Source organism: Pseudalkalibacillus sp. JSM 102089, from assembly GCF_041366475.1.
Lineage (GTDB): Bacteria > Bacillota > Bacilli > Bacillales > Guptibacillaceae > Guptibacillus > Guptibacillus hwajinpoensis_B.
The window spans coordinates 665,121-690,474 of the sequence record NZ_JBEWYW010000001.1 but is presented as its reverse complement, the minus strand read 5'-3'; the positions used below and the strand labels follow the sequence as shown (position 1 = coordinate 690,474).

At 40.1% G+C, this 25,354-nt stretch carries 29 protein-coding genes; 20 read left to right on the top strand and 9 right to left on the bottom strand.

The window, feature by feature from the left end:
• The first annotated feature begins 224 nt into the window (after positions 1–224).
• Both ABVF21_RS03415 and ABVF21_RS03410 read left to right on the top strand, forming a co-directional pair.
• The gene (locus tag ABVF21_RS03415; RefSeq protein WP_371017483.1) at positions 225–545 is read left to right on the top strand and encodes a YlaH-like family protein; all 321 of its coding nucleotides are present in this window, start codon (positions 225–227) and stop codon (positions 543–545) included.
• A 22-nt stretch (positions 546–567) separates the two neighbouring features.
• Positions 568–840 carry a hypothetical protein gene (locus ABVF21_RS03410; protein ID WP_303534930.1) on the top strand — a complete coding sequence of 91 codons (273 nt, stop codon included), beginning with the start codon at positions 568–570 and terminating at the stop codon, positions 838–840.
• A gap of 43 nt (positions 841–883) precedes the next feature.
• Here the strand turns inward: ABVF21_RS03410 and ABVF21_RS03405 are convergent, their stop codons facing one another.
• Both ABVF21_RS03405 and ABVF21_RS03400 read right to left on the bottom strand, forming a co-directional pair.
• A complete protein-coding gene (locus tag ABVF21_RS03405) occupies positions 884–1,321 on the bottom strand; it encodes a hypothetical protein (protein WP_303534931.1) in 438 nt (145 codons plus the stop codon).
• Positions 1,311–1,511 (bottom strand): YlaI family protein, encoded by a 201-nt coding sequence (locus ABVF21_RS03400; protein WP_194221287.1) that lies wholly within the window; start codon positions 1,509–1,511, stop codon positions 1,311–1,313. The genes ABVF21_RS03405 and ABVF21_RS03400 overlap by 11 nt, the downstream gene beginning before the upstream one ends.
• A 100-nt stretch (positions 1,512–1,611) precedes the next feature.
• Between ABVF21_RS03400 and ABVF21_RS03395 the strand changes: the two genes are divergently transcribed.
• Positions 1,612–2,079, top strand: a complete 468-nt coding sequence (locus tag ABVF21_RS03395; RefSeq protein ID WP_303534933.1) for a pyridoxamine 5'-phosphate oxidase family protein — start codon at positions 1,612–1,614, stop codon at positions 2,077–2,079.
• Between the two features lie 56 nt (positions 2,080–2,135).
• Here the strand turns inward: ABVF21_RS03395 and ABVF21_RS03390 are convergent, their stop codons facing one another.
• The gene (locus ABVF21_RS03390) at positions 2,136–2,726 is read right to left on the bottom strand and encodes a YhcN/YlaJ family sporulation lipoprotein (RefSeq protein WP_303534935.1); all 591 of its coding nucleotides are present in this window, start codon (positions 2,724–2,726) and stop codon (positions 2,136–2,138) included.
• A gap of 172 nt (positions 2,727–2,898) precedes the next feature.
• On the opposite strand from ABVF21_RS03390, the gene ABVF21_RS03385 reads away from it, so the two are divergent.
• Entirely contained in the window at positions 2,899–4,227 is a 1,329-nt protein-coding gene (locus tag ABVF21_RS03385; protein ID WP_303534937.1) for a PhoH family protein, read from the top strand.
• Here ABVF21_RS03385 and ABVF21_RS03380 read toward each other — a convergent pair.
• Positions 4,224–4,718, bottom strand: a complete 495-nt coding sequence (locus tag ABVF21_RS03380; protein ID WP_303534938.1) for a peptidyl-prolyl cis-trans isomerase — start codon at positions 4,716–4,718, stop codon at positions 4,224–4,226. The genes ABVF21_RS03385 and ABVF21_RS03380 overlap by 4 nt on opposite strands.
• A gap of 118 nt (positions 4,719–4,836) precedes the next feature.
• Here ABVF21_RS03380 and glsA point away from each other — a divergent pair, with 118 nt between their 5' ends.
• The 5 genes from glsA to pyc all read left to right on the top strand — a co-directional run bounded on the left by glsA (position 4,837) and on the right by pyc (position 11,901).
• Positions 4,837–5,766 (top strand): glutaminase A, encoded by a 930-nt coding sequence (glsA, locus tag ABVF21_RS03375; protein WP_371017482.1) that lies wholly within the window; start codon positions 4,837–4,839, stop codon positions 5,764–5,766.
• Positions 5,767–5,871: 105 nt separating this feature from the next.
• Entirely contained in the window at positions 5,872–6,141 is a 270-nt protein-coding gene (locus ABVF21_RS03370) for a YlaN family protein (protein WP_098445722.1), read from the top strand.
• Between the two features lie 182 nt (positions 6,142–6,323).
• Positions 6,324–6,758 carry a site-2 protease family protein gene (locus tag ABVF21_RS03365; RefSeq protein WP_303534943.1) on the top strand — a complete coding sequence of 145 codons (435 nt, stop codon included), beginning with the start codon at positions 6,324–6,326 and terminating at the stop codon, positions 6,756–6,758.
• 524 nt (positions 6,759–7,282) lie between these two features.
• On the top strand, positions 7,283–8,443 hold the full coding sequence (gene ftsW, locus ABVF21_RS03360; protein ID WP_194221295.1) for a putative lipid II flippase FtsW: 1,161 nt from the start codon (positions 7,283–7,285) through the stop codon (positions 8,441–8,443).
• A gap of 17 nt (positions 8,444–8,460) precedes the next feature.
• Positions 8,461–11,901, top strand: a complete 3,441-nt coding sequence (gene pyc, locus ABVF21_RS03355; protein WP_371017481.1) for a pyruvate carboxylase — start codon at positions 8,461–8,463, stop codon at positions 11,899–11,901.
• Positions 11,902–11,933: 32 nt separating this feature from the next.
• Here pyc and ABVF21_RS03350 read toward each other — a convergent pair whose 3' ends face one another.
• The gene (locus ABVF21_RS03350; protein ID WP_371017480.1) at positions 11,934–12,827 is read right to left on the bottom strand and encodes a COX15/CtaA family protein; all 894 of its coding nucleotides are present in this window, start codon (positions 12,825–12,827) and stop codon (positions 11,934–11,936) included.
• Positions 12,828–13,213: 386 nt separating this feature from the next.
• On the opposite strand from ABVF21_RS03350, the gene cyoE reads away from it, so the two are divergent.
• The 5 genes from cyoE (at position 13,214) to ABVF21_RS03325 (ending at position 18,117) form a co-directional block, all read left to right on the top strand.
• Positions 13,214–14,155 carry a heme o synthase gene (cyoE, locus tag ABVF21_RS03345; protein ID WP_194221298.1) on the top strand — a complete coding sequence of 314 codons (942 nt, stop codon included), beginning with the start codon at positions 13,214–13,216 and terminating at the stop codon, positions 14,153–14,155.
• Positions 14,156–14,263: 108 nt separating this feature from the next.
• On the top strand, positions 14,264–15,289 hold the full coding sequence (coxB, locus tag ABVF21_RS03340) for a cytochrome c oxidase subunit II (RefSeq protein WP_303531149.1): 1,026 nt from the start codon (positions 14,264–14,266) through the stop codon (positions 15,287–15,289).
• Positions 15,290–15,315: 26 nt separating this feature from the next.
• Positions 15,316–17,154, top strand: coding sequence for a cytochrome c oxidase subunit I (gene ctaD, locus ABVF21_RS03335; RefSeq protein WP_303531151.1), 1,839 nt, complete (start codon positions 15,316–15,318; stop codon positions 17,152–17,154).
• Entirely contained in the window at positions 17,151–17,768 is a 618-nt protein-coding gene (locus ABVF21_RS03330) for a cytochrome c oxidase subunit 3 (protein WP_303531152.1), read from the top strand. Before ctaD ends, ABVF21_RS03330 begins: the two co-directional genes overlap by 4 nt.
• A 4-nt stretch (positions 17,769–17,772) precedes the next feature.
• Positions 17,773–18,117 (top strand): cytochrome C oxidase subunit IV family protein, encoded by a 345-nt coding sequence (locus ABVF21_RS03325; protein WP_194221302.1) that lies wholly within the window; start codon positions 17,773–17,775, stop codon positions 18,115–18,117.
• A gap of 99 nt (positions 18,118–18,216) precedes the next feature.
• Here the strand turns inward: ABVF21_RS03325 and ytvI are convergent, their stop codons facing one another.
• A complete protein-coding gene (gene ytvI / locus ABVF21_RS03320) occupies positions 18,217–19,275 on the bottom strand; it encodes a sporulation integral membrane protein YtvI (RefSeq protein ID WP_303531154.1) in 1,059 nt (352 codons plus the stop codon).
• Between the two features lie 154 nt (positions 19,276–19,429).
• On the opposite strand from ytvI, the gene ABVF21_RS03315 reads away from it, so the two are divergent.
• Positions 19,430–19,795, top strand: coding sequence for an Asp23/Gls24 family envelope stress response protein (locus tag ABVF21_RS03315; protein WP_371017479.1), 366 nt, complete (start codon positions 19,430–19,432; stop codon positions 19,793–19,795).
• Between the two features lie 42 nt (positions 19,796–19,837).
• Here the strand turns inward: ABVF21_RS03315 and safA are convergent, their stop codons facing one another.
• Positions 19,838–20,467: a SafA/ExsA family spore coat assembly protein gene (safA, locus tag ABVF21_RS03310; RefSeq protein ID WP_371017478.1), complete on the bottom strand. Its 630-nt coding sequence runs from the start codon at positions 20,465–20,467 to the stop codon at positions 19,838–19,840.
• A gap of 218 nt (positions 20,468–20,685) precedes the next feature.
• Between safA and ABVF21_RS03305 the strand changes: the two genes are divergently transcribed.
• Both ABVF21_RS03305 and ABVF21_RS03300 read left to right on the top strand, forming a co-directional pair.
• Positions 20,686–21,417, top strand: a complete 732-nt coding sequence (locus tag ABVF21_RS03305) for a YugN family protein (protein WP_194221306.1) — start codon at positions 20,686–20,688, stop codon at positions 21,415–21,417.
• A gap of 130 nt (positions 21,418–21,547) precedes the next feature.
• Complete coding sequence (locus tag ABVF21_RS03300; RefSeq protein ID WP_371017477.1) at positions 21,548–22,630, top strand: CAP domain-containing protein; 1,083 nt, start codon at positions 21,548–21,550, stop codon at positions 22,628–22,630.
• Here ABVF21_RS03300 and ABVF21_RS03295 read toward each other — a convergent pair.
• Complete coding sequence (locus ABVF21_RS03295) at positions 22,617–23,111, bottom strand: PaaI family thioesterase (RefSeq protein WP_303531160.1); 495 nt, start codon at positions 23,109–23,111, stop codon at positions 22,617–22,619. The two genes, ABVF21_RS03300 and ABVF21_RS03295, sit on opposite strands and share 14 nt — an antisense overlap.
• Positions 23,112–23,258: 147 nt before the next feature.
• Between ABVF21_RS03295 and ylbD the strand changes: the two genes are divergently transcribed.
• From ylbD to ABVF21_RS03280, 3 genes are all read left to right on the top strand, one after another.
• Positions 23,259–23,648, top strand: a complete 390-nt coding sequence (ylbD, locus tag ABVF21_RS03290; RefSeq protein WP_371017476.1) for a spore coat protein YlbD — start codon at positions 23,259–23,261, stop codon at positions 23,646–23,648.
• A gap of 11 nt (positions 23,649–23,659) precedes the next feature.
• Positions 23,660–23,893, top strand: coding sequence for a YlbE-like family protein (locus tag ABVF21_RS03285; protein ID WP_226612723.1), 234 nt, complete (start codon positions 23,660–23,662; stop codon positions 23,891–23,893).
• Between the two features lie 109 nt (positions 23,894–24,002).
• Positions 24,003–24,395 (top strand): hypothetical protein, encoded by a 393-nt coding sequence (locus ABVF21_RS03280; RefSeq protein WP_194221311.1) that lies wholly within the window; start codon positions 24,003–24,005, stop codon positions 24,393–24,395.
• A 23-nt stretch (positions 24,396–24,418) separates the two neighbouring features.
• Here the strand turns inward: ABVF21_RS03280 and ABVF21_RS03275 are convergent, their stop codons facing one another.
• A complete protein-coding gene (locus ABVF21_RS03275) occupies positions 24,419–25,222 on the bottom strand; it encodes an ATP-grasp domain-containing protein (RefSeq protein ID WP_371017475.1) in 804 nt (267 codons plus the stop codon).
• Positions 25,223–25,354 lie beyond the last annotated feature (132 nt).

The window sequence follows — 25,354 nt, the reverse complement described above, 5'->3', positions numbered from 1 at the left end:
TCAAAAGGGGCATCCCTTTTGGATCGTTTTTTTATTGTTTAGCAATTTTCCCTCTTATGTATGGGTTTTTTAAAAGCTATGTTAGGTTTTCCTGTTGATTCTTGATTTTGGGCTCACTTGAGTGAAACCTTTATTAACATAGCTTTTTTTAAAAAAAAAGAGAAGAAATCGTTTACTTTTATTTATGGTTTGTTTTATTATGCTTTTATACCGGGGGTGAATAAATGAATACGGAACCTACCATTGCATCGGAAGAATTATCATTTTTCGCTAAGTTGGTTGGCATTGAAGATAATATGACCCTGGGGTTTTATTTGCTATATGCGATCATCGTTATCCTTTGTATTGTTGTCTATCGTCTTGGCTTTGCTAAAAAACTTCCTCTGCTAAAAAACGTCATCGTTTACGCTGTTCTTGTTATTGGATGTTTTCCGCTAACCTTTTTTGGAATCGGTTTGCCGGTTGCTGAAGGATTAGTAGCTTCTGCTGTCGTATTAATTATTTATAAGGTGCGACTCAATCAAGCGAAGAAAAAAGAAGCGTAATGTCATAAGGTGGAGGGACACTTTGAATCTTCAGGATACGATGTATAATTGGCTTAGTATTAAAGTTGTCGCTGATCATCGAAAGGATGATCAGGCAGCGCAAGATACGTGCAGTTTTTTTATGGACATCTTAACAGAAGATCATTATGTGGAGGACTTATCTGTGGAAGTGACTGAGGAATACTACGTCGTTTATTATGTGAAGGATGGAAAAAGCGATTCGAAGAAATTTCCATCTGAATTAATTGAAGCGCTGTTATCCTCGATTGAAAATGAACCAAAGTATAATCAATGAATGAGAAAAGACGTGCTGAAAGCACGTCTTTCTTATCACAAGGCTATTTTTCATAAAGGGCATAAACACCAAACAAGATCGCTGCATAGATGAAGTGCCCTATTGTCCAGTATCCAATCGCGACGAGGTCAAAGAGATCCGGAGTGGGCTTAATAGCAAAGTATGTTAAAGGGAAATAGAGAAAAACGGTTGGTAGAGTTAATACGTAAGCAAAGATCGCCTGATATACTTTCTTATTAGAGAAAAATCTTGAGCTCCCTAAACTGAAAACAACACCGATGATAAGGGAGATAATAAGATGAAAAACAAATTCAATAAGTTCTGGCCAGTTTATGTTCCCAATAATCGGTATGAAATCAATGTTTAGAAGGAGTGTATAAACGAGTTTGCCAGTAGTGATTTGAATAACTTTTAATATTAGTCCGAGGGCAATCCCAGAAATCGTTCCAGCCAGTAGACCAAGCTTTATTTTACCACTCATCGTTCGATTCATCCTGGTGGAATAATTTGAACTCCCCAGTATCTTTACGTTCTTTTGTTCGCGTCTCAATTCGTTCATTGCATGTGTCACACATATAGGTATGAATCGGTCTATTGCGTAGTTTTTTAGCAAGCGGACTCCCGCTATCGATTTTTTCGATTTTATCACATAATACACATTTTACTCGCATCTTTTACACCTCTCATTCCATGTTGCTAGTATATCATGAATAACGGTATCCTTTGCAGTATAATGCGTTAGATAACAGGTAATAAAATGGAGGGAATATCATGCCAAATAAAGTAGACCAAACTTTAACGAATGATCTTTTAACGTTACTTAAGAGAGAACAATATGCGCTTCTTTCAACGATTGATCATGAAACAACAGGACCAAATATTAGCGCTATCTCCTGGTTATACGCTGTCAATCGTGAAACAATCGTGTTCGCTGTGGATCAGAAATCGAGAATTGTGACAAATATTCAGACCAATGATCATGTTTCGATTACGCTAATTGGAAATGAAAGTACCTATGCAATCACCGGTAGGGCTTCATTAGCGGAGGAGAGGATGCAGGACGTTCCGCTGAAGCTTACAATGTTTAAGCTTCAGATTAAAGAAGTGCGAGATGTGATGTTTTATGGTGCGAAAATGTCGGTTGAACCTGTCTATGAAAAAACGTATGATCCTGAAGCAGCTGCAAAATTAGATCGCTCCGTCATGGCTCAATTAAAAAAAACCACCGAAACAAACTAACTGACCCGTTGGGGTCGGTTAGTTTGTTTTAGTAGAGATCTGTAAAAGCCGAAGAATTACTTATCTAAGTCTTGTTTCTCCTGCTGCTGTTTCAATTGTTTTTCTTCTTTTGCGGGTATTTGTTTGTCATTTGAGCGAACAGGATCAGGTTCGGATTTGTTCGTTTTACTTGGCACTTCAGGCATTAGTCTTCCGACAATATCAGCAAGCTCTTCCATTACACCTCCGATTGGATGCCCTCGTTTAATTTCGGTCGCCATTTGCTTCAATCGATAAGTAGTGTCGGCATCAGCTGTAATCACTGCATTTGCTCCATATGGATCTTTTTGAAGTGCTTCGGCTACTGTATATTTGATGGAGCTAACTCGAGAACGATCGAGCTTTTGGTTTACATCAATACCGACTACTGCATATTTTCCAGTAACAATAGCTGTAGCATCGTTCACATCAGGTACTTGTTTAGCGATTGTAACAAGATTTTCCGCAATATCTGTAGCTGATAAGTTTTTATCCTCTGGTGTTTTGACGGACTGCTTGACATATTGAACTCGCTCCGTTTTTTCCTTATTTGTAGCAACAGGATCATCATTTGCCTGACATGCAGCAAGTAGACAAATCACGATGAGACTCCATCGAATCTTAATCATATCGATTACCTCCGTAATAAGCGATTTATAATAAATTCCTACAGTTTGTTAATTATTTTCTGAATAACCGTCTAACTTTATACACTTGTTCATAGATTATAGAAAACGTAGATAGTCCCAACTGTTTTTCGTACCTGTTAGAGCAACTTAAATTTGGTCAGGAGGCGAAGTGTTGGATAAGGTTTACGTCCTAGATACTAACGTGTTACTCCAGGATCCAAATGCGATTTATTCGTTTGAGACGAATGAAATTGTCATTCCAGCTGTGGTGTTAGAAGAAGTGGATTCAAAAAAAAGGTATATGGATGAAATAGGCAGGAACGCAAGGCAAGTATCACGCATGATTGATGGTTTTCGAGAACGCGGAAAGCTTCATGAGTCGATTCCTCTTGAAAACGGTGGTACGCTTCGAATCGAACTGAACCATCGATCTTTTCAATACTTACAAGATAAATTTGTTGAGAAAACGAACGATAACAGAATTCTGGCAGTCGCATTGAATTTGTTTTTAGAAGAAGGAAAATTAAAGTCTGGTCGAACAGTGATTCTTGTTAGTAAAGATGCTTTGGTTCGTGTTAAAGCGGATGCAATGGGCATACAAGCGGAGGATTTTTTAAGCGACAGAGTTGTTGAATTTAATCAGATTTATACAGGATATGAAGAACGGTACGTTGATTCAGAGGTGCTCAATCAGTTTTTTGAGAAGCATTATATTGACGCCAAAATGTTAAAAGGAAGACCGCTTTATCCCAATCAATACGTCATCTTAAAAGATCCAGTTCAAGCCTCGTCATCTGGAATTGGAAAAGTGGATAAGAATTGTAAAAAAGTTGAAAAGACAGCGATGGAAACGGAATATATGTGGGGAATAGGGCCGAGGAATGTACAGCAAAGAATGGCGTTAGATTTACTTGTTCGGAGCGATATTCCTCTTGTTACACTTGTAGGTAAAGCAGGAACAGGAAAAACGCTTTTAGCAATGGCGGCTGGATTAATGCAAACAGAAGATTTAAATCGCTACAAAAAACTTTTTATTGCGCGGCCGATTGTTCCAGTTGGAAAAGATATTGGATTTCTGCCAGGGGAGAAAGAAGAAAAGTTACGTCCGTGGATGCAGCCTATATTTGATAATCTAGAATATCTGTTTAATGTTAAAAAGACGGGGGAGCTTGAAAAGATCCTCTCGGGAATCGGTTCCATTCAAGTAGAAGCATTAACGTACATTCGTGGAAGAAGTTTACCTGATCAATATATAATAATAGATGAAGCACAAAATTTAACCAAGCATGAAGTGAAAACGATCTTAACAAGAGTTGGTGAGGGAAGTAAAATTGTTCTCCTCGGTGATCCACAGCAAATTGATCATCCTTATCTTGATGAATACACGAATGGACTCACCTATGTAGTCGAAAAATTTAAAGACCAGCCGCTTAGCGGACATGTTAAGCTCGAGAAAGGTGAACGTTCTCTGCTTGCCCGCATTGCAGCTGATCTACTTTAGATAACAGTTATACCTGAAACGTATTTAAATGGTTCGGAAGCGTTTGAGCCATCCCCGAAATAGAAATGGGTAGGGCCATCTTCCCTGAGCGGCTTTCCATCTTGTGAAAAGCGAAGAAAGCCGTTCATGGCTTCATCCAATGTCATACTCTGCTTAGAGCCATCTTTGAAATCGAGCTGAACCTTCTCGCTATCGTTAGTAGGATCAGCATTAGATAAAAAAGGTTTAAGGGGAATAACGAAACTTCCTGTTAGAATGCGTTCTTTCTCAAACCTTTTGATACTTTTGTTAACAGGAGGTTTAATTCCTGTAAGCTCTCTTTCAAAGCGTTCAGCCTGAGTACGTATGTAATCGTTCTCATTCTTTTCGCTTGAACCATCAAATTTCAAAAATTCCTCTAATTCAATCTTACGATCATCAAATATCCATACGCTTGCGTCTAAAGTAATGGAATAATTGACTTTCCCCTTAATAGGTAGAATCGTCTCCATCTTGTACACCCCACAATCAAAATCTTTTGCAAACCAAGTATACCGGTTATGCTTGCATTTGTCACATTTGGGGAACAGTATGGTGAGAGTCAATTTGTTCCGAGCGGGAGGATTTAAGATGAGATGTCGTACAGAAGAAGAATTAATGGAACTAGTTAGGAAAAGCAAGCCCTATACGAAAGATGGAAAAGTGGCAGATTATATTCCAGCCCTTGCAAAATCCGATCCAGATAAGCTAGCAATCGCAATCTACTCCAAGGAAGACGGATGTTTATCAGCCGGAGATGTAGGCGAAACGTTTACCCTTCAAAGTATTTCTAAAGTTCTAACACTAGCCTTAGCAATCATGGACGCAGGAGAGCAGCATGTTTTCTCAAGGGTAGGAATGGAGCCTACGGGAGATCCATTTAATTCAATTGCCAAACTTGAGACGATGGTACCCTCAAAACCACTTAATCCAATGATTAATGCGGGGGCATTAGTTGTTACAAATATGATTCATGGTAGTTCAGTAGAGGAAAAAGTTGGACGCATACTGCAATTAATACATGATATGACGAACAACTCTAGCATTGGAATTAATACCGAAGTCGCGGATTCGGAATATGAATCGGCGAATTTAAACCGAGCATTAAGTTATTTTATGAAGCAGCACGGCATTATTGATGATAATGTAGAAATGCTTCTTGAAGCCTATACAAAACAGTGTGCAATCGAAGTGAACTGTAAAGATCTTGCTAGAATAGGGATGGTTCTAGCCAATGAAGGAAAAGACCCTGAAACGGAAAGAAGGATTATACCAAGATATATAGCGAGAATCGTGAAAACGTTTATGGTCACATGCGGCATGTACAATGCATCTGGTGAGTTTGCGATTAACGTGGCCATCCCTGCAAAAAGTGGTGTCTCAGGTGGGATTTTAAGCCTTGTTCCAAATGAAATGGGAATTGGTGTTTATAGTCCACCACTTGATGCAAAAGGAAATAGCATTGCTGGAAACAAACTTCTTGAGAATCTTTCTTCACAATATGGACTAAGTATTTTCTAAATACATCCGCGTTTACCCTGCTTTTTCTTGCAATTTTGTGGTATTCCTTTTATGATAATAGAAGGAATGGGAAAGGGAACGGAGGGATCAGATTTGTCAACTGGTATGGCAACAGGACATCGTGAAAAAGCATACGAGCTGTTAAAAGCCGATGCGCATAAGATCCTAAAACTTATCGAAGTTCAAATGGAGAATTTGACGATGCCTCAGTGTCCTCTGTATGAAGAGGTTCTTGATACGCAGATGTTTGGTTTATCTCGCGAAATTGACTTCGCGGTTCGTCTTGGATTAGTAAATGAAGAGGATGGCAAAGAATTGCTTGAATCACTTGAGCGTCAGCTTTCGGCTCTTCATGAAGCTAGTATGAGGAAATAATGAAAGCTCAAACTATCAATGATAGTTTGAGCTTTTTGTTTATTTTTGTTTTCTTTGTCACACATAAACTTTTTGACTTATTCACTTTGCAGTTCCGCATTAAGTGATAGTAGCAAGAAGAAAATATGATAGAATACGAATAGGCCGTAAAAGAATTCAGAAGATTTTAGGAGTAGATACGAATGTATGATTTGCTCATGGTGATCCTTGTTATATCTCCCATCAGTTTATTACTTCATGAGGCGGGCCACACAGTGGCAGCCAATGTTTTTACGAGAGCTGGTGTGAAACTACACCTGGGCATAGGTCCAAGAATCTTTACATGGAGACACCCGAGAGGAGAAGTAGCCGTTAATGCTATTTATTTCGCTGGAGGAATGACCATCAGCTCACAACCTGATAAAGCCTATGGGAAACTCGCCATTGCCATAGCTGGTCCACTCATGAATCTTATCGTCGCCGCACTCGCTCTCATTCTGCCATTCCACCCATCCATCATAGCCTGGGTTCTTTTCTTTAACCTCTGGCTTGGAATAACCAATCTGATCCCGTTCAAACTTCTCGGGAAAGAATCAGACGGATGGACCATATTAAAAGTCCTTCTCAAAAAAACTTAATTTCAAAAGGACAGCAGGTTTCACCCAAATCCCATCGAAACCTATACATACTTCGAAAAGCGGAGACGAGCGTTTAGAAACGGAGATATTGGAGCTCTTGAACTAGAACACGCCCTTTGTGTTCTGGTGAAAGAGTGAAATATCGCAGTTTCTGCGAATCGTAGCTGGACACCGAAAAGCGGAGCGGGCGTTTAGGGGCGACAAGCGCTGGAGGCCCATAAAAAGAACACGGTCTTTGTGTTCATTTTATGGGGTGAAGCGATCGAGACCCTGCCCACTGCAGCTAGACACATGAAAAGCAGAGACGAGCGTTTAGAAACGGAGATAGTGGAGCTCTTGAACTAGAACACAAGATGCGTGTTCTGATTTAAAGTTAAGCAATGTGGGGTCTGGCCACGGGAATCCTTCAACACCACCAATACTTTTTAGTTTCTAAAAGGCGAATAAACCAACAAGTAATTATGAAGTTAACAGTGAGCTGATGCAAACTTCTTAATAGAAAATAAATAGGTAGGATGACGTTTATGATTAAAAAATTATTTAAGCATTATGATTACTCTCTAATCATTAGTGTATTACTTTTGTGCGGGTTTGGGCTCGTTATGGTTTACAGTGCAAGTATGGTATGGGCTGTGATGCGACATGAAGCAAACAGTGCTTACTTCTTCAACAGACAAATCATCTGGTTAGCGGCATCTCTCGTTATGTTCCTACTAGCGATGGTCTTTCCATATAAGGCTTATAGGAAATTTATCGTTCCTATTCTAGGACTCTCTGTTTTGTCACTACTGCTTGTAAAATTGATCGGATCCACGACGAACAATGCACAGAGTTGGATTGAAATCGGCTCGTTTAGTTTTCAGCCTTCTGAATTCGTTAAACTAGGGTTAATCATTTACCTTGCGGCTATTTACTCCAAAAAACAAGCCTATATTTCTAACTTTGTAAGAGGGGCAATGCCTCCTCTAATGGTCATTGGATTGATTTTCGCGTTAGTTGCTTCACAGCCAGATCTTGGGACGGCAATGATTATCGCATTAACTTCAGGTATTGTCATTGTTTGTTCTGGCATGAAGTGGAGACACATTTTGGGGCTTATCGTCATCGGTGGGATTGTTTTCGCTCTAGCGTGGATGACGCTCTCACCTGAACAGGCATCAAGATTTACTGGAGCTTATGATCCATTTTCGGACCCAGAAGACAGTGGTTTCCATTTAATTAATTCTTATATCGCTATAGCATCAGGTGGAATTACTGGTCAGGGATTTGGCCAGAGTATTCAAAAATACGGGTTTTTACCTGAACCACATACCGATTTCATTATGGCCATTGTAGCTGAAGAGTTAGGATTACTCGGTGTTGTATTTGTAGTAGGTTTGTTAGGTTATATCGTATTTAAAGGATTTGTTATAGGTATTCGCTGTAAGGATACATTTGGTAGCTTACTAGCTATAGGCATTGCTGGTATGATAGGTGTACAAACAGCCGTCAACCTTGGTGCAATAACAGGCTGGTTACCAGTAACAGGTGTCCCACTTCCGTTTATCAGTTACGGTGGGTCTTCATTAATTTTACTGATGATATCAATGGGGATACTAGTGAACGTTTCTGCTTTTGTGAATATAAGGAAAGAGCAGAAAGAAGGTTACGTTAAAAAGGATAATACGATTCAAATGGAGCTTTAGTTTAAGGAGGAAATTATATGCCAGCTATTTCAAAAATTTTAGTTGCTAACCGTGGTGAAATCGCCATTCGAATTTTCCGTGCTTGTACCGAATTGAACATTCGAACCGTAGCTATTTATTCTAAAGAAGATAGTGGATCGTACCATCGTTATAAAGCAGATGAAGCTTACCTTGTCGGAGAGGATAAAAAGCCGATTGATGCTTATTTAGATATCGAGGGGATTATCGAGATTGCGAAGGCGAACGACATTGATGCCATTCACCCTGGATACGGCTTTCTTTCTGAGAATCTTCAGTTTGCTAAACGTTGTCAGGAGGAAGGTCTCATTTTTATCGGACCTGAACTCAACCATTTACGAATGTTCGGAGATAAGGTAGAGGCTAGAAAACAAGCCATATTAGCAGGGCTTCCGGTCATTCCAGGAACGGATGGACCTGTAGAAGGACTTGATGAGGTTAAGGCATTTGCAGATGAGAATGGGTATCCTCTTATGATTAAAGCTGCCCTAGGAGGCGGCGGAAGAGGCATGCGAATCGTCCGAAGTGAAGAATCTTTGGCGGAGGCTTATGATCGTGCTAAATCTGAAGCAAAAGCAGCCTTTGGGCGCGATGAAATTTATGTGGAGAAATTTGTAGAAAATCCGAAACATATCGAAGTTCAAATTCTTGGAGATAAGCATGGTAATACCATTCACCTCTATGAGAGAGACTGCTCGGTGCAGCGTCGTCACCAGAAAGTTGTCGAGGTAGCACCAAGTGTTTCACTTACACAGGATTCTAGACAAGAAATTTGTGAAGCTGCAGTGAAATTGATGGAAAACGTACAATATGTCAATGCAGGTACTGTTGAATTTCTTGTTAACCAAGAGGGGGAATTCTATTTTATTGAAGTAAACCCTCGAGTTCAAGTGGAACATACCATTACAGAAATGATCACGGGAATCGATATTGTTCAATCTCAAATTATGATTGCTGAGGGTGAACACATTCATGGTGATCGACTAGGTATACCAAAGCAAGATGCCATTGACTGTCACGGCTACGCTATTCAATGTCGTGTAACGACGGAAGATCCGGAAAATAATTTTATGCCTGATACAGGGAAGCTAATGGCGTACAGATCGGGTGGCGGATTCGGCGTTCGTCTTGACGCAGGGAATGCTTATCAAGGTGCTGTCATTACTCCTTATTACGATTCACTTCTTGTGAAGCTATCAACGTGGGCGCTGAATTTTGACCAAGCCTCATCTAAAATGGTCAGAAACTTAAAAGAATTCCGTATTAGAGGAATTAAAACGAATATTGCTTTCCTTGAAAATGTAATGAAACACGAGAACTTCCGATCAGGCGAATATAATACATCTTTCATCGATTCATCACCAGAGCTATTTGTGTTTCCGAAGCGAAAAGATCGTGGCACTAAAATGCTATCATACATCGGGAACATCACAGTTAACGGTTTCCCGGGTCTTGATATAAAGAAAAAACCTGCGTTTACGAAACGTAGAGTACCACATTTAAAATACAGTGAGCCTATACCAAAAGGAACGAAACAAATTCTTGATGAACAAGGTGCAGATGGACTTGTTAAATGGGTGAAAGAACAGAAGAAAACGTTACTTACCGACACGACATTCCGTGACGGTCATCAATCTCTTCTGGCGACAAGAATGAGAACGACTGATTTATTGCATATTGCAGAGCCGACTGCCCGCATGCTACCCGAACTGTTCTCAATGGAAATGTGGGGCGGCGCTACCTTCGATGTCTCATTACGATATTTAAAAGAAGATCCGTGGGATCGCTTAATTAAGCTTAGAGAGCAAGTACCAAATGTGATGTTCCAGATGTTGTTACGAGCATCAAACGCAGTAGGATATAAGAATTATCCAGATAATCTCATTCGAGAGTTTGTTCAGAAGTCTGCCGACGCCGGAATTGATGTGTTTAGGATATTTGATAGTTTGAACTGGGTGGACGGCATGACAAAAGCGATTGAAGCGGTTCGTCAAACAGGAAAAATTGCTGAGGCTTCAATTTGCTACACAGGTGACATCTCAAATCCGGATAAGTCGAAGTATAACCTTGAATATTATCAACAGCTCGCAAAAGAACTTGAAGACGCTGGTGCTCATATTTTAGGAATTAAGGATATGGCAGGGTTACTCAAGCCTCAAGCGGCATATGAACTTATATCAATGTTAAAAGAAACGGTCTCTATACCTATTCATCTTCATACGCACGATACGAGCGGTAATGGGATCTATACATACGCGAAAGCCATTGAGGCTGGTGTAGATATTGTAGACGTAGCCGTAAGTTCTATGGCTGGCTTAACATCTCAGCCAAGTGCCAATTCCTTGTATTATGCAATGGATGGTTCAGAGCGACAGCCGGATATTAGTATTAAAGCGTTAGAAGAATTGTCTCATTACTGGGAAGATACACGTAAATACTATAGTGGATTTGAAAGTGGGATGACCGCTCCACATACGGAAGTATATGAGCACGAAATGCCTGGTGGGCAGTATAGTAATCTTCAACAACAGGCAAAAGGCGTTGGTCTTGGAGAACGCTGGGATGATGTGAAACGCATGTATCGAAGAGTTAATGAAATGTTTGGAGATATTGTAAAGGTTACGCCTTCTTCTAAGGTTGTAGGCGATATGGCTCTTTATATGGTTCAAAATAATTTAACAGAAGATGATGTGTACGAGCGTGGAGAATCTCTAGATTTCCCTGATTCAGTTGTAGAACTCTTCCAGGGATACCTTGGCCAGCCGTATCAAGGCTTTCCTAAAGAACTTCAGCAAATTATTCTTAAAGGTAGAGAGCCGATTACTTCAAGACCTGGAGAGCTTCTAGAACCCGTTAACTTTACGGATTTAAAGGAAACTCTTTATCACAAATTGAATCGTCAAGTAACTAGCCATGATCTGATCTCTTATGCTCTTTACCCGAAAGTCTATCTAGAGTATGCAGAGGTTCAAGAGATGTTTGGGGATGTATCCGTTCTAGATACACCAACTTTCCTTTATGGCATGCGACTTGGAGAAGAAGTTGAGGTCGAAATCGAACAGGGTAAAACGCTCATCGTCAAGCTCGTCTCGGTTGGAGAGCCTAATCTAGAAGGCAAGCGCACCCTTTACTTCGAATTAAATGGTCAGCCGCGTGAAGTTGTGATTAAAGACGAAAATATCAAAACGGCAATTGCGTCTAAACCGAAAGCGGATCGCACTAATCCAAATCATATTGGAGCAACGATGCCGGGAACTGTCATTAAAGTCCTCGTTGAAAAAGGAGAAAGAGTAAACAAAGGTGATCACCTCATGATCACAGAAGCGATGAAAATGGAGACAACCGTCCAGGCACCTCGTAGTGGCACAGTGGAACATATTCATGTGGCTAATGGAGAGGGAATTGAATCGGGAGACTTATTGCTAGAAATGAATGAATAAGAAAAAGCTGCGCAAAATTGCGCAGCTTTTTTCTATTGCCTGCCACTTCGAAGTGAAAGCATAACAAGGTAGAGCAGAACTGTAAATAAACCAGATATAAAGAGTCCGTGGAAAAGTGCGAGAAACAAATTCAGGTTTGAAACGACTACCAGAATACCGCTCAACGCCTGTAAACAAATGAAAACAAAAGCTAAAATAATACCAGTTCGCATCGTCCCTTTGTTTTTGAACTCTCGTAATCCTATGATGAGAATGTAGAGTAACCATACAAAGATGAGTACGGCTGCCGTTCGGTGTAACATTTGGATTCCCTGTGGACCAGAGAAAGCGAGCAGTTGACCATCGCTACAAAACGGAACTTTGTCACAGGCCATACTGGCGCCTGTATGGCGCACGAGCGCTCCTGTATAAACGACAATATATGAATAGATTGTAATCGCGTATAAATGAAAACGAATACGTTTAGGTACATGAGGCGTTCTTTTATTCCCTGACGCTTCAAAAACGAGAATAGTTAGCAGAACAACACTCGCAAAACTAGCAAGTGAGAAACCAAAATGAGATGCAAGAATAATATCTGATTGGCCCCATACAACAGCGGCAGCGCCTAACAAACCTTGAAAGACGATTAAGAAGACTGAAGCAATCGCTAAAAACTTTGTTTCTCGAATATGTCCGATTTTTCTCCAAGCCCATATGGCAAGAATAATCACGAGCAGACCGAGGGCTGCTGAAACGATCCGATGACTGACCTCGATGATCGTTTCTATTTCTGGTGCTTCAGGTAGAACCTTTCCATAACATAAAGGCCAAGAGTTCCCACAGCCATCACCCGATCCTGTTTTCGTTACGACTGCACCCATTAAGAGTACGAGAAGCATTCCAAGTGACGTAATAATCCCGAATAATTTCAACAATTTATTCACAAATAACACCTTCTTATCTAATTGTGTGTAAATCATAGTACAATGAATGTGTGAAGAGGCAAGCACATCTTTGCACGAATGAAAGGATGAGCTCCCATTATGAAACGACGTATACAAAACAATTAGATTCGTTTATAATGGATAAGGATTGCGGATACTGCTTCCTTTCACAAAACCAACATTATCTTACCATAGCTGTTATCGAGTTTTAATAGCAAGATGTGAAGATTGAATTACATTTTGTTTAACAGCATGTGAGTAACCTGGAGGGGTAATCGTGATACAACATAATGATCAGGGCTTACACAGTCTTCTAATAAGATTGTCTAACATGAACGATAGAATGGCTGATTTACTTCAGTCAAATGAAAAAGGAGGTGTGTAGATTGAGTAAAGCTAGAACTGCATACGAAGCATCTAATCGCGTTATGGAGCCGGGCCCGCTATCAGAAGCAAATCCATCTGGTACGTGGAAAGACTTTCTGACACTTACGAAATTAGGCATTGTATTTGATAATTTAATTACAGCTTTCACTGGCTTATGGGTTGCATCAGTTGCTGCAGGATTTGATCTATTCGCTAATCCAATGGTACTCATTCTCACGATGTTGGGAACAGCTTTTGTTGTTGCCGGGGGAACATCTTTGAATAACTACATTGACCGTGATATTGATCAAGTGATGGCGAGAACGAATACGCGACCATCAGTTACAGGTAAAATTCCTGCTAACCAGGTGTTATTTGTAGGTCTTGGCTTAGCCATTGTTGGTACAATAATGCTATTGATTGTTGAACCAATGGCTGCGTTACTGGGTCTTTTAGGACTTGTTATATACGTTGTGTTATATACAATGTGGACAAAGCGTACAACTTCTTTAAATACAGTTGTCGGGTCATTTTCAGGTGCACTTCCGCCGCTTATTGGCTGGGCTGCAATTGATCCTAACTTAAGCCCTGTAGCATGGGGAATGTTTTTAATCATGTTTATCTGGCAGCCTCCACACTTCTTAGCACTCGCTATGAAGCGTGTAGATGATTATCGTGACGCTGGAATTCCAATGCTACCTGTTGTAGCCGGTTTTCCAATGACGAAGCGCCAAATCGTTTTATATACGGCTGCTTTAGTACCAGTGTCACTATTGCTATACAGCTTTGGACCAGTGTACATCACTGTCGCAGCTATCCTTGGTTTTGGATGGCTAGCGATTGGAATTGCAGGATTTTTCATGAAAGATGATATTAAGTGGGCGAGAATTATGTTTGTTTATTCGCTTAACTATATTACAATCCTGTTTATTGTTATGATTGCAGTAAATATTAATCCTTAAGGGATGATTAATGTATGGTCAGACAAGGTGGGTAGGGATGCCCTCCTTGTCTTCCTATAACTCAATTTTGAGTAAAAGCTACTAAAGAAAGTGAGGTTTAAGGTGCAAATGAAACGTTGGAAAAATGTTTGGCGTTTTTTACCACTGCTATCGGTAATTGCGTTAACGCTTACGGGTTGCGGTAACGAACAACTAACAGCTATGCTCCCTAAGGGAGAAGGGGCTGAAATGCAATTTAATCTCATGATGTTAAGCCTTTACATCATGATCGGGGTTTTCGTTGTAGTAGCACTCATTTATACAGTTGTGCTTGTTCGTTTTAGACGACGTGGTGAAAGCGACAATGAAATTCCAGAACAAACGGAAGGTAATGTCGTTCTTGAGATACTATGGACTGTTGTTCCTATTATCCTTCTTTTGATCCTTGCCGTTCCGACAGTAATGACTACGTTTGCATTAGATGAGGGCACTGAAAAAGTACCTGAAGGTGCAACCGTTGTCAAAGTAACAGCTCATCAGTATTGGTGGGAATTTGAGTATCCTGATCTTGAAGTGAAGACTTCTCAAGATTTACACATTCCAACAGGAGAAAGAGTTTATTTTGAACTCGTTTCCAAAGATGTCACACACTCTTTTTGGGTTCCGACTCTAGGTGGAAAAATGGATACGAATACAGCTACAGAGAATAAAATGTGGCTAAATGCTCAGGAACCAGGTACATATTATGGGAAGTGTGCTGAGCTGTGTGGACCATCACACGCTTTGATGGACTTTAAAGTAATTGCTCAAGAAAAAGAAGATTTTGAAGCATGGGCAGAAAACATGAAAGAAGCCGGTTCACAGGCAGCTTCTGATCAAGCAGCTCAAGGGGAAGAAATCTTCGCAAACAGCTGTATCGGCTGTCACGCCGTTGGCAGTGAAGGCGGTAACACAGGTCCGAACTTAACAAACTTTGGTGACCGTGAGAAAGTAGCGGGCGTTCTCGAACATACAGATGAGAACATTAAGGGCTGGATTAGCGATCCGTCGGAATACAAACCTGGTAATAACATGCCTGCGTTTGGAGATCAGCTAAATGATGAGGAGCTTGATGCTTTAGTTGTTTACTTGCAAGGACTAAAAGTTGAAGAATAGTCATCGGAAATAAGGAGGTTTAATACGTGTCAGCACATGCTTATAAAAAGAAAAATCCTGTATGGGATTGGCTTACTACCGTTGACCATAAGAAGATCGGGATTCTCTATCTCGCTTCCGGTGCTTTCTTCTTTCTACTCGGTGGTTTAGAAGCAATCTTACTGCGGGTGCAGTTGCTTTATCCAGAATTTGATTTTGTGGGAGCTGAAACATTTAACCAGCTGCTTACGATGCACGGGACGACAATGATCTTCCTGGCAGCCATGCCACTAATATTTGGGTTTATGAATGCGATTATTCCGCTTCAAATTGGAGCGCGAGATGTAGCTTTCCCATTCGTTAACTCATTAGGCTTTTGGTTATTTACAGCGGGTGGTATTCTACTGAACCTTGGTTGGTTCATGGGCGGAGCACCGGATGCTGGTTGGACCGGTTATGCACCACTATCAACAACAAGTCCAGGGAACGGAGTCGATTTTTACGTTCTAGGGCTTCAGATCTCAGGTATCGGAACGTTAATCGGGGGAATTAACTTCCTAGTTACCATCATAAACATGCGGGCACCGGGTATGACATTTATGCGTATGCCGTTGTTCACATGGTCTAGTTTTATTACTTCTGGTCTTATTCTTTTTGCCTTCCCTGCTCTAACAATTGGTCTAGCGTTACTCATGTTTGACCGTTTGTTCGGATCGCAGTTTTTCGCAGCTGAAGCGGGAGGTAACCCGATTATTTATGAACATCTATTCTGGATCTTCGGGCACCCGGAAGTTTACATTCTCGTTCTACCTGCATTTGGTATGTTCTCTGAAATCATTGCAACATTCGCAAGAAAGCGTCTGTTTGGTTATTCAGCAATGGTTTTCGCGACAGCTCTTATTGGTTTCTTAGGTTTTATGGTATGGGTTCACCATATGTTTACGGTGGGACTAGGACCAATTGCCAACTCTATTTTTGCTGTTGCAACAATGTTAATTGCAGTTCCGACTGGGGTTAAGATCTTTAACTGGCTCTTTACAATGTGGGGAGGAAAAGTGAGCTTCCCAACAGCAAACTTATTTGCAGTAGGATTTATTCCTTCTTTCGTACTTGGTGGTATGACAGGGGTAATGCTAAGCGTTCCACCTGCTGACTATCAGTACCACGATAGCTACTTCGTTGTAGCTCACTTCCACTATGTAATTGTTGGTGGGGTAGTGTTCGGTCTATTTGCCGGTATGTACTACTGGTGGCCGAAGATTTTTGGAACAGTATTGAACGAATTTCTTGGAAAGCTTCATTTCTGGTTATTCTTTATCGGTTTCCATTTAACGTTCTTCCCGATGCACTTCCTCGGACTTATGGGAATGCCGCGTCGAGTTTATACGTATCTTTCTGGTCAAAGCCTTGATGAAGCGAACTTCGCAGCAACGATGGGTGCTTTCTTAATGGGACTTGCAACCATTATTATGGTTTGGAACATTATCCAAACTTCTGTTAAAGGTAAAAAAGCTGGAAACGACCCTTGGGACGGGCGTACTCTTGAGTGGGCGATTTCATCACCAGCTCCAGAATATAACTTTGCCCAAACACCGCTAGTACGTGGTCTTGATGCTTGGTGGTTAGAAAAACGAGCAGGTAATAAAGCTATGGTTGCCGCGGAACCTTTAGATGATATCCATATGCCGGATTCTTCTATTCTTCCACTTGTTCTTTCTCTTGGATTGTTTATTGCGGCTCTTGCAGCGATCTACTCAAATTGGATAATTGCCATTGGTGGTCTTGTGGTCACGGTATTAGCGATGATTTTACGCTCTGTTATTGATTATCATGGCTATCATATTCATAAAGAAGATCTGCCTGCTGAAGGGAGGGAAGGCAAATGAAATCGAACGAAACAATGACTAAATTGCCTGCCAATCCAGAACGGGCTACGTTAGATGGTAAAAACAAATTTCTTGGTTTCTGGTTCTTCCTTGGAGGCGAAACCGTGCTTTTCGCCTCGCTTTTTGGGGTATACTTAGGACTAAGGAATGCCACAAATGGTGGAGTATCAGCAAACGAACTGTTTGAGCTTCCACTAGTCTTTATTGCAACTATGCTTTTATTAACAAGTAGTTTAACGTCTGTATTTGCAACAATGGCTCTTAAGACTAATCATTTTAAGCGAATGATTGGATGGTTTGTTGTTACAGGACTTCTTGGGCTTGCTTTCCTAGGTCTTGAAATTTATGAGTTTAATCATTATGTACATGAATATGGTCATACCATTAAAAGTAGTGCATGGGGATCTGCTTTCTACACACTTGTAGGTACTCACGGAGCTCACGTATTAGTGGGGATTTCCTGGATTACGATTCTTATTATTCGTAATTTAAGAAGAGGAATGGACCTGTATACAGCACCGAAGTTTTATCTCTTTGCTCTTTACTGGCACTTTATTGATGTTGTATGGATCTTCATCTTTACAGTTGTTTACCTAATGGGAAAGGTGGGTTAATTTTATGGCACATCATGAAGGTCACGATACTCTGTCAGAGCACGATCAAAGTCATCTCGACATTCATCACGAGATTGCTCATGAGAAGGAATTTAAGCAACAACTTGTTTCCTTTGCCATGATGATCTTCCTGACGATGATTGCGTTCGTAGCAGTAGCTAGCGATGCGATATCTGATGCTTTTACAGTTGTTTTTATCATGATCCTAGCTGGTATCCAACTCGTATTTCAGCTATACATGTTCATGCATTTAAGCCACAAAGGACATCAGTATCCTGCATGGGGAATATTCTTTGGAGTATTCGTAGCTGGCACGTGTGTTGTCGCCCTAATGGGTATGATTTGGTAAATTGATCCAAAAGAAGCTGTTTCCATATGGAAACAGCTTCTTTTTTATTTTTACGTAAACTCAAACAAAAAAAGAGCAGCCTATAAGCTGCACTTTTCGTTAAACTTTGAAATTAATTTTTATTAGCCCGGCTTCTCTTGCAGAGTTAAAGGCAATGAGAAGGATTGGCCCGATGATGAAGCCCATAATACCGAGAAGTTTCAAACCAATGTACATGGATATTAACGTAGACAACGGAGATAGTCCGATATGTCGTCCCATTACTTTTGGTTCTACTGTTCGACGAATGACTAGAAGCACAACCGCTAGAATCGCCATTTGACTTCCAGTGGCGATATCGCCAGTTATTAAATAATAAATCGCCCAGGGCCCGAGTATAACGATCGAACCAATAATCGGTATAAAATCAATGACCCAAATGATAAACGCCATTAGAAGGGCAACCTTCGGCGTAATGAATAATAGTCCAATTAAACTAACAAAGAAAATGATAATGCTGACAAGAAACTGAGCTTTAAAAAAACCAAAAATGACGTAGGAAAGACGCCCGGTCATAAATTGAACTTTTTCTGCCGTTTGTTGTGATAAGTAAGAATAAGATTGCTTCTTCAGTCTTGGAAGATCCATCAAGAATAAGAAGAGGGCAATTAAGTATACAACAATGCTAACTAAATAATTTGGAATTCCTGTGACAATGATGGTAATGATTTTTAAGTAATCAATGCTACTGATGGTATCCTTTGTATTTTCAAGAAATCGATCAACCTGATTGGTGAATTCTTGAACAAACTCAGGAGGAAAACTTTTGGATACGGCCTCCATGTTGGATTCCATACTATCCCACATCTTGGTGATGTTTTGTATGTACAGAGGAGAGTTCTCGACTAGCGCTATTCCTTCAGTTATCACTTTTGTAATAAGGAAGTAGCCTAGTAACGAAATGAAAATAACAAATAGCGTAAAGACAATAATCACTGGAAAGTACCGCTTAAGTTTCGTATTCTTCTGAATCAGTTTAACAGCTGGATCAAGGACTAGAGCACTGAAAAACGCGAGAATAAGAGGAATGGAGACCGGTAAGATCCAGAAAGCAAGCACTGCTAAAATCGCAATGACAAGTAAAGTTAATATAAATCGCTTTGTGAGGAACTTTGGCAATCTTGTTCTCCTTTCTAAGTCAAACCATCTTCTTATATTATAGTACGGACGATTACGCTTTACCAGTAGAGAGAAATGAATTATTAGACGAATAATTCATTTTGAGCTATTCATATAATATTAAGAGTGTATGCAAGAGGGGGGAAGGATCATCATGAGAAAATCATTCCATCAAGGAAGCCTAACCATCTCAGAGAGCGTCATTGATTTTATTTTAGAAGTAGCGATTAATGAAACGCCGGGCGTGAAATTTATTGAAGCGCCCGTTAAAAAGACATTGAGAAAGATGGTTGGGAAAGGGAAGAAGGCTTCTTTCCAATATGATAGTTACCAGGAAGACGCGGGTTTATCACTTAAAGTAGAAGTGGCAATTGGTTTTGGAGAAATTATTCCCTATACATGCTTTGTTCTGCAAGAAAGAATTAAAAATGATATAGAAAAAATGACGGGGCTACACGTGGAAGAAGTGAATGTGCTTGTGTCAGCCTTATCTATTACAGACGAGGAACTTAATGAATAAATCCATATAGAAAAGCCTCTTTAAACAAAGAGGCTTTTCTGATTACTTTGAAATGAACATTTGTGTCCAGTAATGACCGTATGAACCACCTGGGACGTATCCGACGCCAATCTGTGTGTAACCAGAACTTAAAATGTTTTTTCGGTGTCCTTCGCTATTCATCCACGCTTGAACGACTTCTTCAGGTGTTGCTTGTCCTGCGGCAATGTTTTCTCCGGCACTTCGATAGGAAACGCCAAAATTCTCTAACATTGAGAAGGGAGAACCGTACGTAGGTGACTGATGAGAAAAATAATTTTTATTTCTCATATCTGCTGATTTGTATCTGGCTACTCTAGCCACTTCCCAATTCCACGTTAATGGCGACAGCCCGTTTTTCGCACGCTCTGCATTTGTTAAATCCATCACTTGTTGTCCCACGTCTTTAGACTTTTGGATCGAGGGATTTGCTGTAGGTACGTTAACATGATCACCCGGATAAATAAGATCTGGATTATCGAATTGAGGATTTGCACTGATTATCTCAGTAAGTCCGATTTTATAGCGCTTGGAAATTTTCCACAGCGTGTCACCGGATTTTACTATGTATGTACTCTGAGCGTGGGCATTAGTTGGTGCTAATAGTGAAGTTATGAGAAGAAAGACCATTAAAAATGATACTGATTTTCTCATGAAATCATCTCCTTTCTAGCGTAGTTTCACCAGAAGCGACCGATTTCACTCAGATTATTATTATTTCTTTTGAAGTCATGTAATTTCTTTTCGATTGGACAGGATAATAATGTATGGATTATCCATGTGAAAACGAAGTAAACATTGCAACCACACTGCCCCTTATACTATTATTAAAGAGTGGACATGTTGTGAATTACAAAGGAGGCAAATGAATTATGAAATTTGACAAGACTGGTCTGGAATCTACGATCGTTCAATTTTCCATTCTAGATCATATTATGCATGAAAACGGTTTAGTTCTTGCTGGTCAATGGGATTATGAACGAGTTACATACGATTATAAATTTGAGGATATGACAAATGGTGACGTTTACTATCTTCGAGTTCCTGGTGTAGCTATCGAGGGAATGGTTGAATCTTCTTATGCAGTGATCAAGCTTGGTAAGCCATACTTAGGAAAACATTATTATCCTCACGGTGTGGAATATGACGAAGAATTTCCTGATACGATCATTAACACATGTAACAAAAAGCTTGAAACCCTTCGTGATCAGCTGGGCTCGGCACTTCAACGAAGCATGGTATCAGTTGGAGACATTGCTAAATATGTTACTCCGAGTAAGCCTTCTGATAGTGTTGCCGAAGCGGCTGCGACTATGAAGAATGAAAATGTCACGATTGTTCCCGTTTGTGATGGTGAAAATTTGGTTGGAATTGTGACAGATCGAGCAATTGCGGTTGGTGGTTTTGCTGATAATCAAGCTGGCATGACTAAAGTTGAGGAACTTCTCGAAAAGCCATCTATGACTTTGGCGCCTGATATGAAGCCTGAGCAGGCTGCAGAGTTAATGAATGAATCCCGCCTAACAGAGGTTATTGTAGTAGACGGTGATCGTTTTGTTGGAATCGTCTCTTACTTCCATCTAAAAGAAAAAATAAACGCTTAAACTAGAAGAGCCAGGTGCTCTTCTTTTTTTACTTTTAAGGTGGTTACTCTAAGCGTCCGAGAGGCTAACCGTTGCGGTGTACAACAGAGATAAGGCATAATAGATACAATGAAATGGAGGCGAACGAATCATGAAAAATATACTTCGCTTCACTTTGCTGATTGTTGTCATCGTGATCGGAATAGATGTTTATGACAAAATTGAGTGGAGTCATTTGGGACAGGAAGTTGAGCGCATCATTAATGAAGAAAAGTTTGTTCTCGAAGAAACTACGGAAAAGTCTCCAACCCAACAAGACGAAGTGAAAAAAGATGAGCCATTGCCAGAGCTTAAAGGACTGGAGAAATGGGTAGGGGAAGGACCAGAAACGATTGAATCTAATTTGGGGAAACCAGACAGAGTGGATCCCTCACCGTTTGGGTATGACTGGTGGATTTATGAGCAGTCTAATTCTGCCTATTTACAAGTTGGTATTGAAAATGAACAGGTGGTGACAATTTTCTTTATGGGAAATGTTGACGCTGGTGAACGATACCCAATGGGGGAGAAAGCGGCTGATATATTCAAAGAAGAGAAGCCTCTAAATGAAATCCCTGTTAAGGTAGATCAATATGATTATCGGTTTCAGCTCACTGAAGAAGAAAAACAGCTTAAGCCTTTAATTAAATTACATGAAGATTTATACGCACAGTATTATTTTGATAAGTTTAACGGAAGTTTACGTGCTGTTCGGATTGCTGAGCCGAGTGTACTAGTGAAGCAAAGACCTTATGCGGTTTCTTATCGTGGTGAACTTCTTGACACGGAGTCGCTATCACAGAGTGAATGGGATAAAGTCGAAGATGCGATGGAAAAACAAATTTTTTCGATGACAAACGTGTTAAGAATTTTATCTGACAAACAATCGTTAAGCTATAACAATGAAGTTTCAGAAGTTGCCTTTGGACATAGTAAGGATATGGGAGAGAATGATTACTTTTCGCATACTTCACCATCTGAAGGGGAACTTTCCGATCGCTTAAAGAAGGGCGACGTTCTCTATAGCTATGCTGGAGAGAACATCGCTGCAAGATATCCAGATGCTGGAGCGGCGATGATTGGATGGTTAAACAGTAAAGGTCATCGTGAAGCTCTATTGAATGAAGAGTTCTCTGAAATTGGTGTAGGGGTTTATCGTGAATATTACACACAGAATTTCATTAAACCTTTCTAGGAATAACCATGAAGTTTCCGGTTGCCGTGGCGATTAATTTCAGATCATCACGATAGACGTTAGCTTTCACAACCCATCTTTCGTCCCCTTTAAACACAACATGAGATTGGCACCTTAACTCATGACCATCCCCTTTCGCAAGAAAGTGAATATTCATTTCAGAAGTCACTGCTGCTTTGTCAGAAGGTAGTGATTGGTGAACAAGTGAGCCCATTGCAATATCAATTAATGAAGCGGTTATTCCACCGTGAACGATATGCAATGGGTTATGAACAAGTTCTTGATTCGGAATAATACTTTCATAAGTGTCTTCATCAAGTTTTTTACTCCTAATTCCCATGAACCCAGCTAGATAGGTTTTATAATGATCTTGCTGTTTTTTTAGAACACCCTCAAGTAGGAAGCGAAGGGAGTGTTTTTCTTGCTCATTTGCTTCATCTAAAATTTGTGAAATTAACGTATGTATTGATTCATTCTCCATATAATCTACCTTCCTTTTCCAGTGTGCGATTATTTTTAGTTTACCAGTAATGGTCGAATACACCAATAAATAGGCGCACAATTGTTAAAAGTCTAATTATGATGTAGTAAGACCATTTTGGTTTGTATGGAAATGGAGGTGGCGAATTTGCCTGAAGCAAAAGAAAAAGGAACTCAAAAAGTTCAGGAATTTAAGACATTCGTCAAAGCTCATCCTCATGTGCTAAAAAAGGTGAAGCGAAAGGAAAAAACGCTTCAAGAGCTATTTGAGGAATGGATGCTTTTTGGTGAGGACGATGCTAGCTGGTATGAAGAAGAAATGGATGAAGATCGGGAAGAAGTCTCAGAAGAGAAAAGTATTGGTGGCATGTTATCAGCCCTTAAACAAATGAATTTTGAAGAAGTTCAAAAAGGTATCGAACAATTTAGTGGAGCTGTTTATTCTATTCAAGAAGTTTTATCACAATTTCGTTCGAAACCAAAACCACAATCTCCTTATTCTCAATCACACTCCCCGTTTCCCTTTCGACATGATTAGGAGGAGATCACATGCGTGAAGAAGTACAGGAGTTTCTCGCTAACCGGCAGGATCTGGTGCTATTTCTACGTAATCAGCCTAGCTGGTATCGGCGTTTAAGTAGAGAACCGTTCGCACTAAAAGAATTTGAGGAAGCCTCCAAAACATTTTATGGTCAGACTTTCCCACAACGGGTTGATCGCTTTCAAAACCAATTAAATATGGTGAATATGATGCTAGCATTAGTGACCCAATTAAAAAATTAGGGTCTTTTTTTATGGTTGCGTAGGCTGGTTTTCTCTATTGATCTAATCATATCTTCTTATTTTTTATTATTCTTGGGGCACACTTATGTTTAAAGGGGTGTGATTGAAGATGTTGTTGAAGCGCGGTAAAAGACAGCTAATGATCATTCTGTTGATGATTGGCTGTTGTGTTCCGGTGGTTGGATTTAGTCAGGCTTTACAGGATAACGTCGCAGCTAAAGAAAACACCGAGCCTGTTGTCGTTAATCACAGAGTGAAAGATCATAACGTCTTTATTGAATGCTTAATTCCTAATTTTTCATTCGATAAAGAAAATACAGAAAAAGAGTACCATGGACATCTGAATGTATATCTTGACGGTGTGAAGCATCAAACTGTAGAAAGTGCAGCTTTTGTTATTCGAAATTTACCCGAAGGCAAGCATACGATTCGTTTAGATATTATGAGGGAAGATGGAGGAAGGTATTTATCTTTGAAAGAAATGAAAGTGGAAATAAAATAAGCCTCTTTTCAGGAGGCTTATGTTTAGGAAATTTGCTTGAAAGGTGTTGTCGGCGGTACGATAGGTGGAAACTGCTCCTGTAAATAATGAAATATCAAGTTCTCTACATGGATACCCTGTTGAACAAGCGCTTGATTTCCAAACAAACAATTGAATTCAAGAAAGTAGTACTTTCCGTTTGCATACACAACGTCAAATCCTGCGTGGTTAATTCCGAGAGCTTTGGCTGTTCGATCAACGAGCTCGAGTGCTTCGTCAGGAATTTGATGGAAAGACAGCTTTCCTCCCTGTGCCACGTTATTAAGAAATGACTCTCCTCCAACACGCCAATAGGCCGATACAACTGTATTACCTACATAAACAACACGGAGGTCTTTTTCTATTGGTAAATATTCTTGCACATAGAGAACGTCGTTACGCTCTGCATAAGTTAGAAATTCTTCTTCGGAACGGATAAGGAACACGCCATTTCCCATAGAACTGCGTACTTCCTTTGCAACGAAAGGGAAGGGGAATGTATTTAAAATACGTTCAATTGTGTCTTTGGAACGACCTGCTATTTCGGTGTAAGGCATTAGATCTGGTGAAAGTGACCAAAATGCTCTTGTCATTTCCACTTTATCAAATCCCAGTTGAATGGATTGGATGGATGGAAAGATATTTTTGTTTAGACCATAAACAAGAGAATTAACCTGCCATTTTTCTGGAAATAAAAGCACATCGGCTCTTCTAATTTCATCAATTTCTTTGAACATATGATCGGGTTTAACATAAGAAATACCTGACATGCCTAGCGTACGAAACGGATTGAACGTAATAAGTTTCACAGTTTTCTTTTTCTTCCTCTCTAAAATAACCATGCTAGCTTATATTGTTGAACTCTCGATTATTGGCATTTTTGAGTGCGAATAAATATTCTCGAACCGTTAAAAAAGGCCGTAGATACGCCAATAATGAAG

Excerpts from the sequence above, each read along its gene's own strand:
- ABVF21_RS03415 (WP_371017483.1), top strand. The coding sequence starts at position 225 with ATGAATACGGAACCTACCATTGCATCGGAAGAATTATCATTTTTCGCT.
- ABVF21_RS03405 (WP_303534931.1), bottom strand. The coding sequence starts at position 1,321 with ATGAGTGGTAAAATAAAGCTTGGTCTACTGGCTGGAACGATTTCTGGG.
- ABVF21_RS03400 (WP_194221287.1), bottom strand. The coding sequence starts at position 1,511 with ATGCGAGTAAAATGTGTATTATGTGATAAAATCGAAAAAATCGATAGC.
- ABVF21_RS03395 (WP_303534933.1), top strand. The coding sequence starts at position 1,612 with ATGCCAAATAAAGTAGACCAAACTTTAACGAATGATCTTTTAACGTTA.
- ABVF21_RS03390 (WP_303534935.1), bottom strand. The coding sequence starts at position 2,726 with ATGATTAAGATTCGATGGAGTCTCATCGTGATTTGTCTACTTGCTGCA.
- ABVF21_RS03380 (WP_303534938.1), bottom strand. The coding sequence starts at position 4,718 with ATGGAGACGATTCTACCTATTAAGGGGAAAGTCAATTATTCCATTACT.
- glsA (WP_371017482.1), top strand. The coding sequence starts at position 4,837 with ATGAGATGTCGTACAGAAGAAGAATTAATGGAACTAGTTAGGAAAAGC.
- ABVF21_RS03370 (WP_098445722.1), top strand. The coding sequence starts at position 5,872 with ATGGCAACAGGACATCGTGAAAAAGCATACGAGCTGTTAAAAGCCGAT.
- ABVF21_RS03365 (WP_303534943.1), top strand. The coding sequence starts at position 6,324 with ATGTATGATTTGCTCATGGTGATCCTTGTTATATCTCCCATCAGTTTA.
- ftsW (WP_194221295.1), top strand. The coding sequence starts at position 7,283 with ATGATTAAAAAATTATTTAAGCATTATGATTACTCTCTAATCATTAGT.
- pyc (WP_371017481.1), top strand. The coding sequence starts at position 8,461 with ATGCCAGCTATTTCAAAAATTTTAGTTGCTAACCGTGGTGAAATCGCC.
- coxB (WP_303531149.1), top strand. The coding sequence starts at position 14,264 with ATGAAACGTTGGAAAAATGTTTGGCGTTTTTTACCACTGCTATCGGTA.
- ABVF21_RS03330 (WP_303531152.1), top strand. The coding sequence starts at position 17,151 with ATGAAATCGAACGAAACAATGACTAAATTGCCTGCCAATCCAGAACGG.
- ABVF21_RS03325 (WP_194221302.1), top strand. The coding sequence starts at position 17,773 with ATGGCACATCATGAAGGTCACGATACTCTGTCAGAGCACGATCAAAGT.
- ABVF21_RS03315 (WP_371017479.1), top strand. The coding sequence starts at position 19,430 with ATGAGAAAATCATTCCATCAAGGAAGCCTAACCATCTCAGAGAGCGTC.
- safA (WP_371017478.1), bottom strand. The coding sequence starts at position 20,467 with ATGAGAAAATCAGTATCATTTTTAATGGTCTTTCTTCTCATAACTTCA.
- ABVF21_RS03305 (WP_194221306.1), top strand. The coding sequence starts at position 20,686 with ATGAAATTTGACAAGACTGGTCTGGAATCTACGATCGTTCAATTTTCC.
- ABVF21_RS03300 (WP_371017477.1), top strand. The coding sequence starts at position 21,548 with ATGAAAAATATACTTCGCTTCACTTTGCTGATTGTTGTCATCGTGATC.
- ABVF21_RS03295 (WP_303531160.1), bottom strand. The coding sequence starts at position 23,111 with ATGGAGAATGAATCAATACATACGTTAATTTCACAAATTTTAGATGAA.
- ABVF21_RS03285 (WP_226612723.1), top strand. The coding sequence starts at position 23,660 with ATGCGTGAAGAAGTACAGGAGTTTCTCGCTAACCGGCAGGATCTGGTG.
- ABVF21_RS03280 (WP_194221311.1), top strand. The coding sequence starts at position 24,003 with ATGTTGTTGAAGCGCGGTAAAAGACAGCTAATGATCATTCTGTTGATG.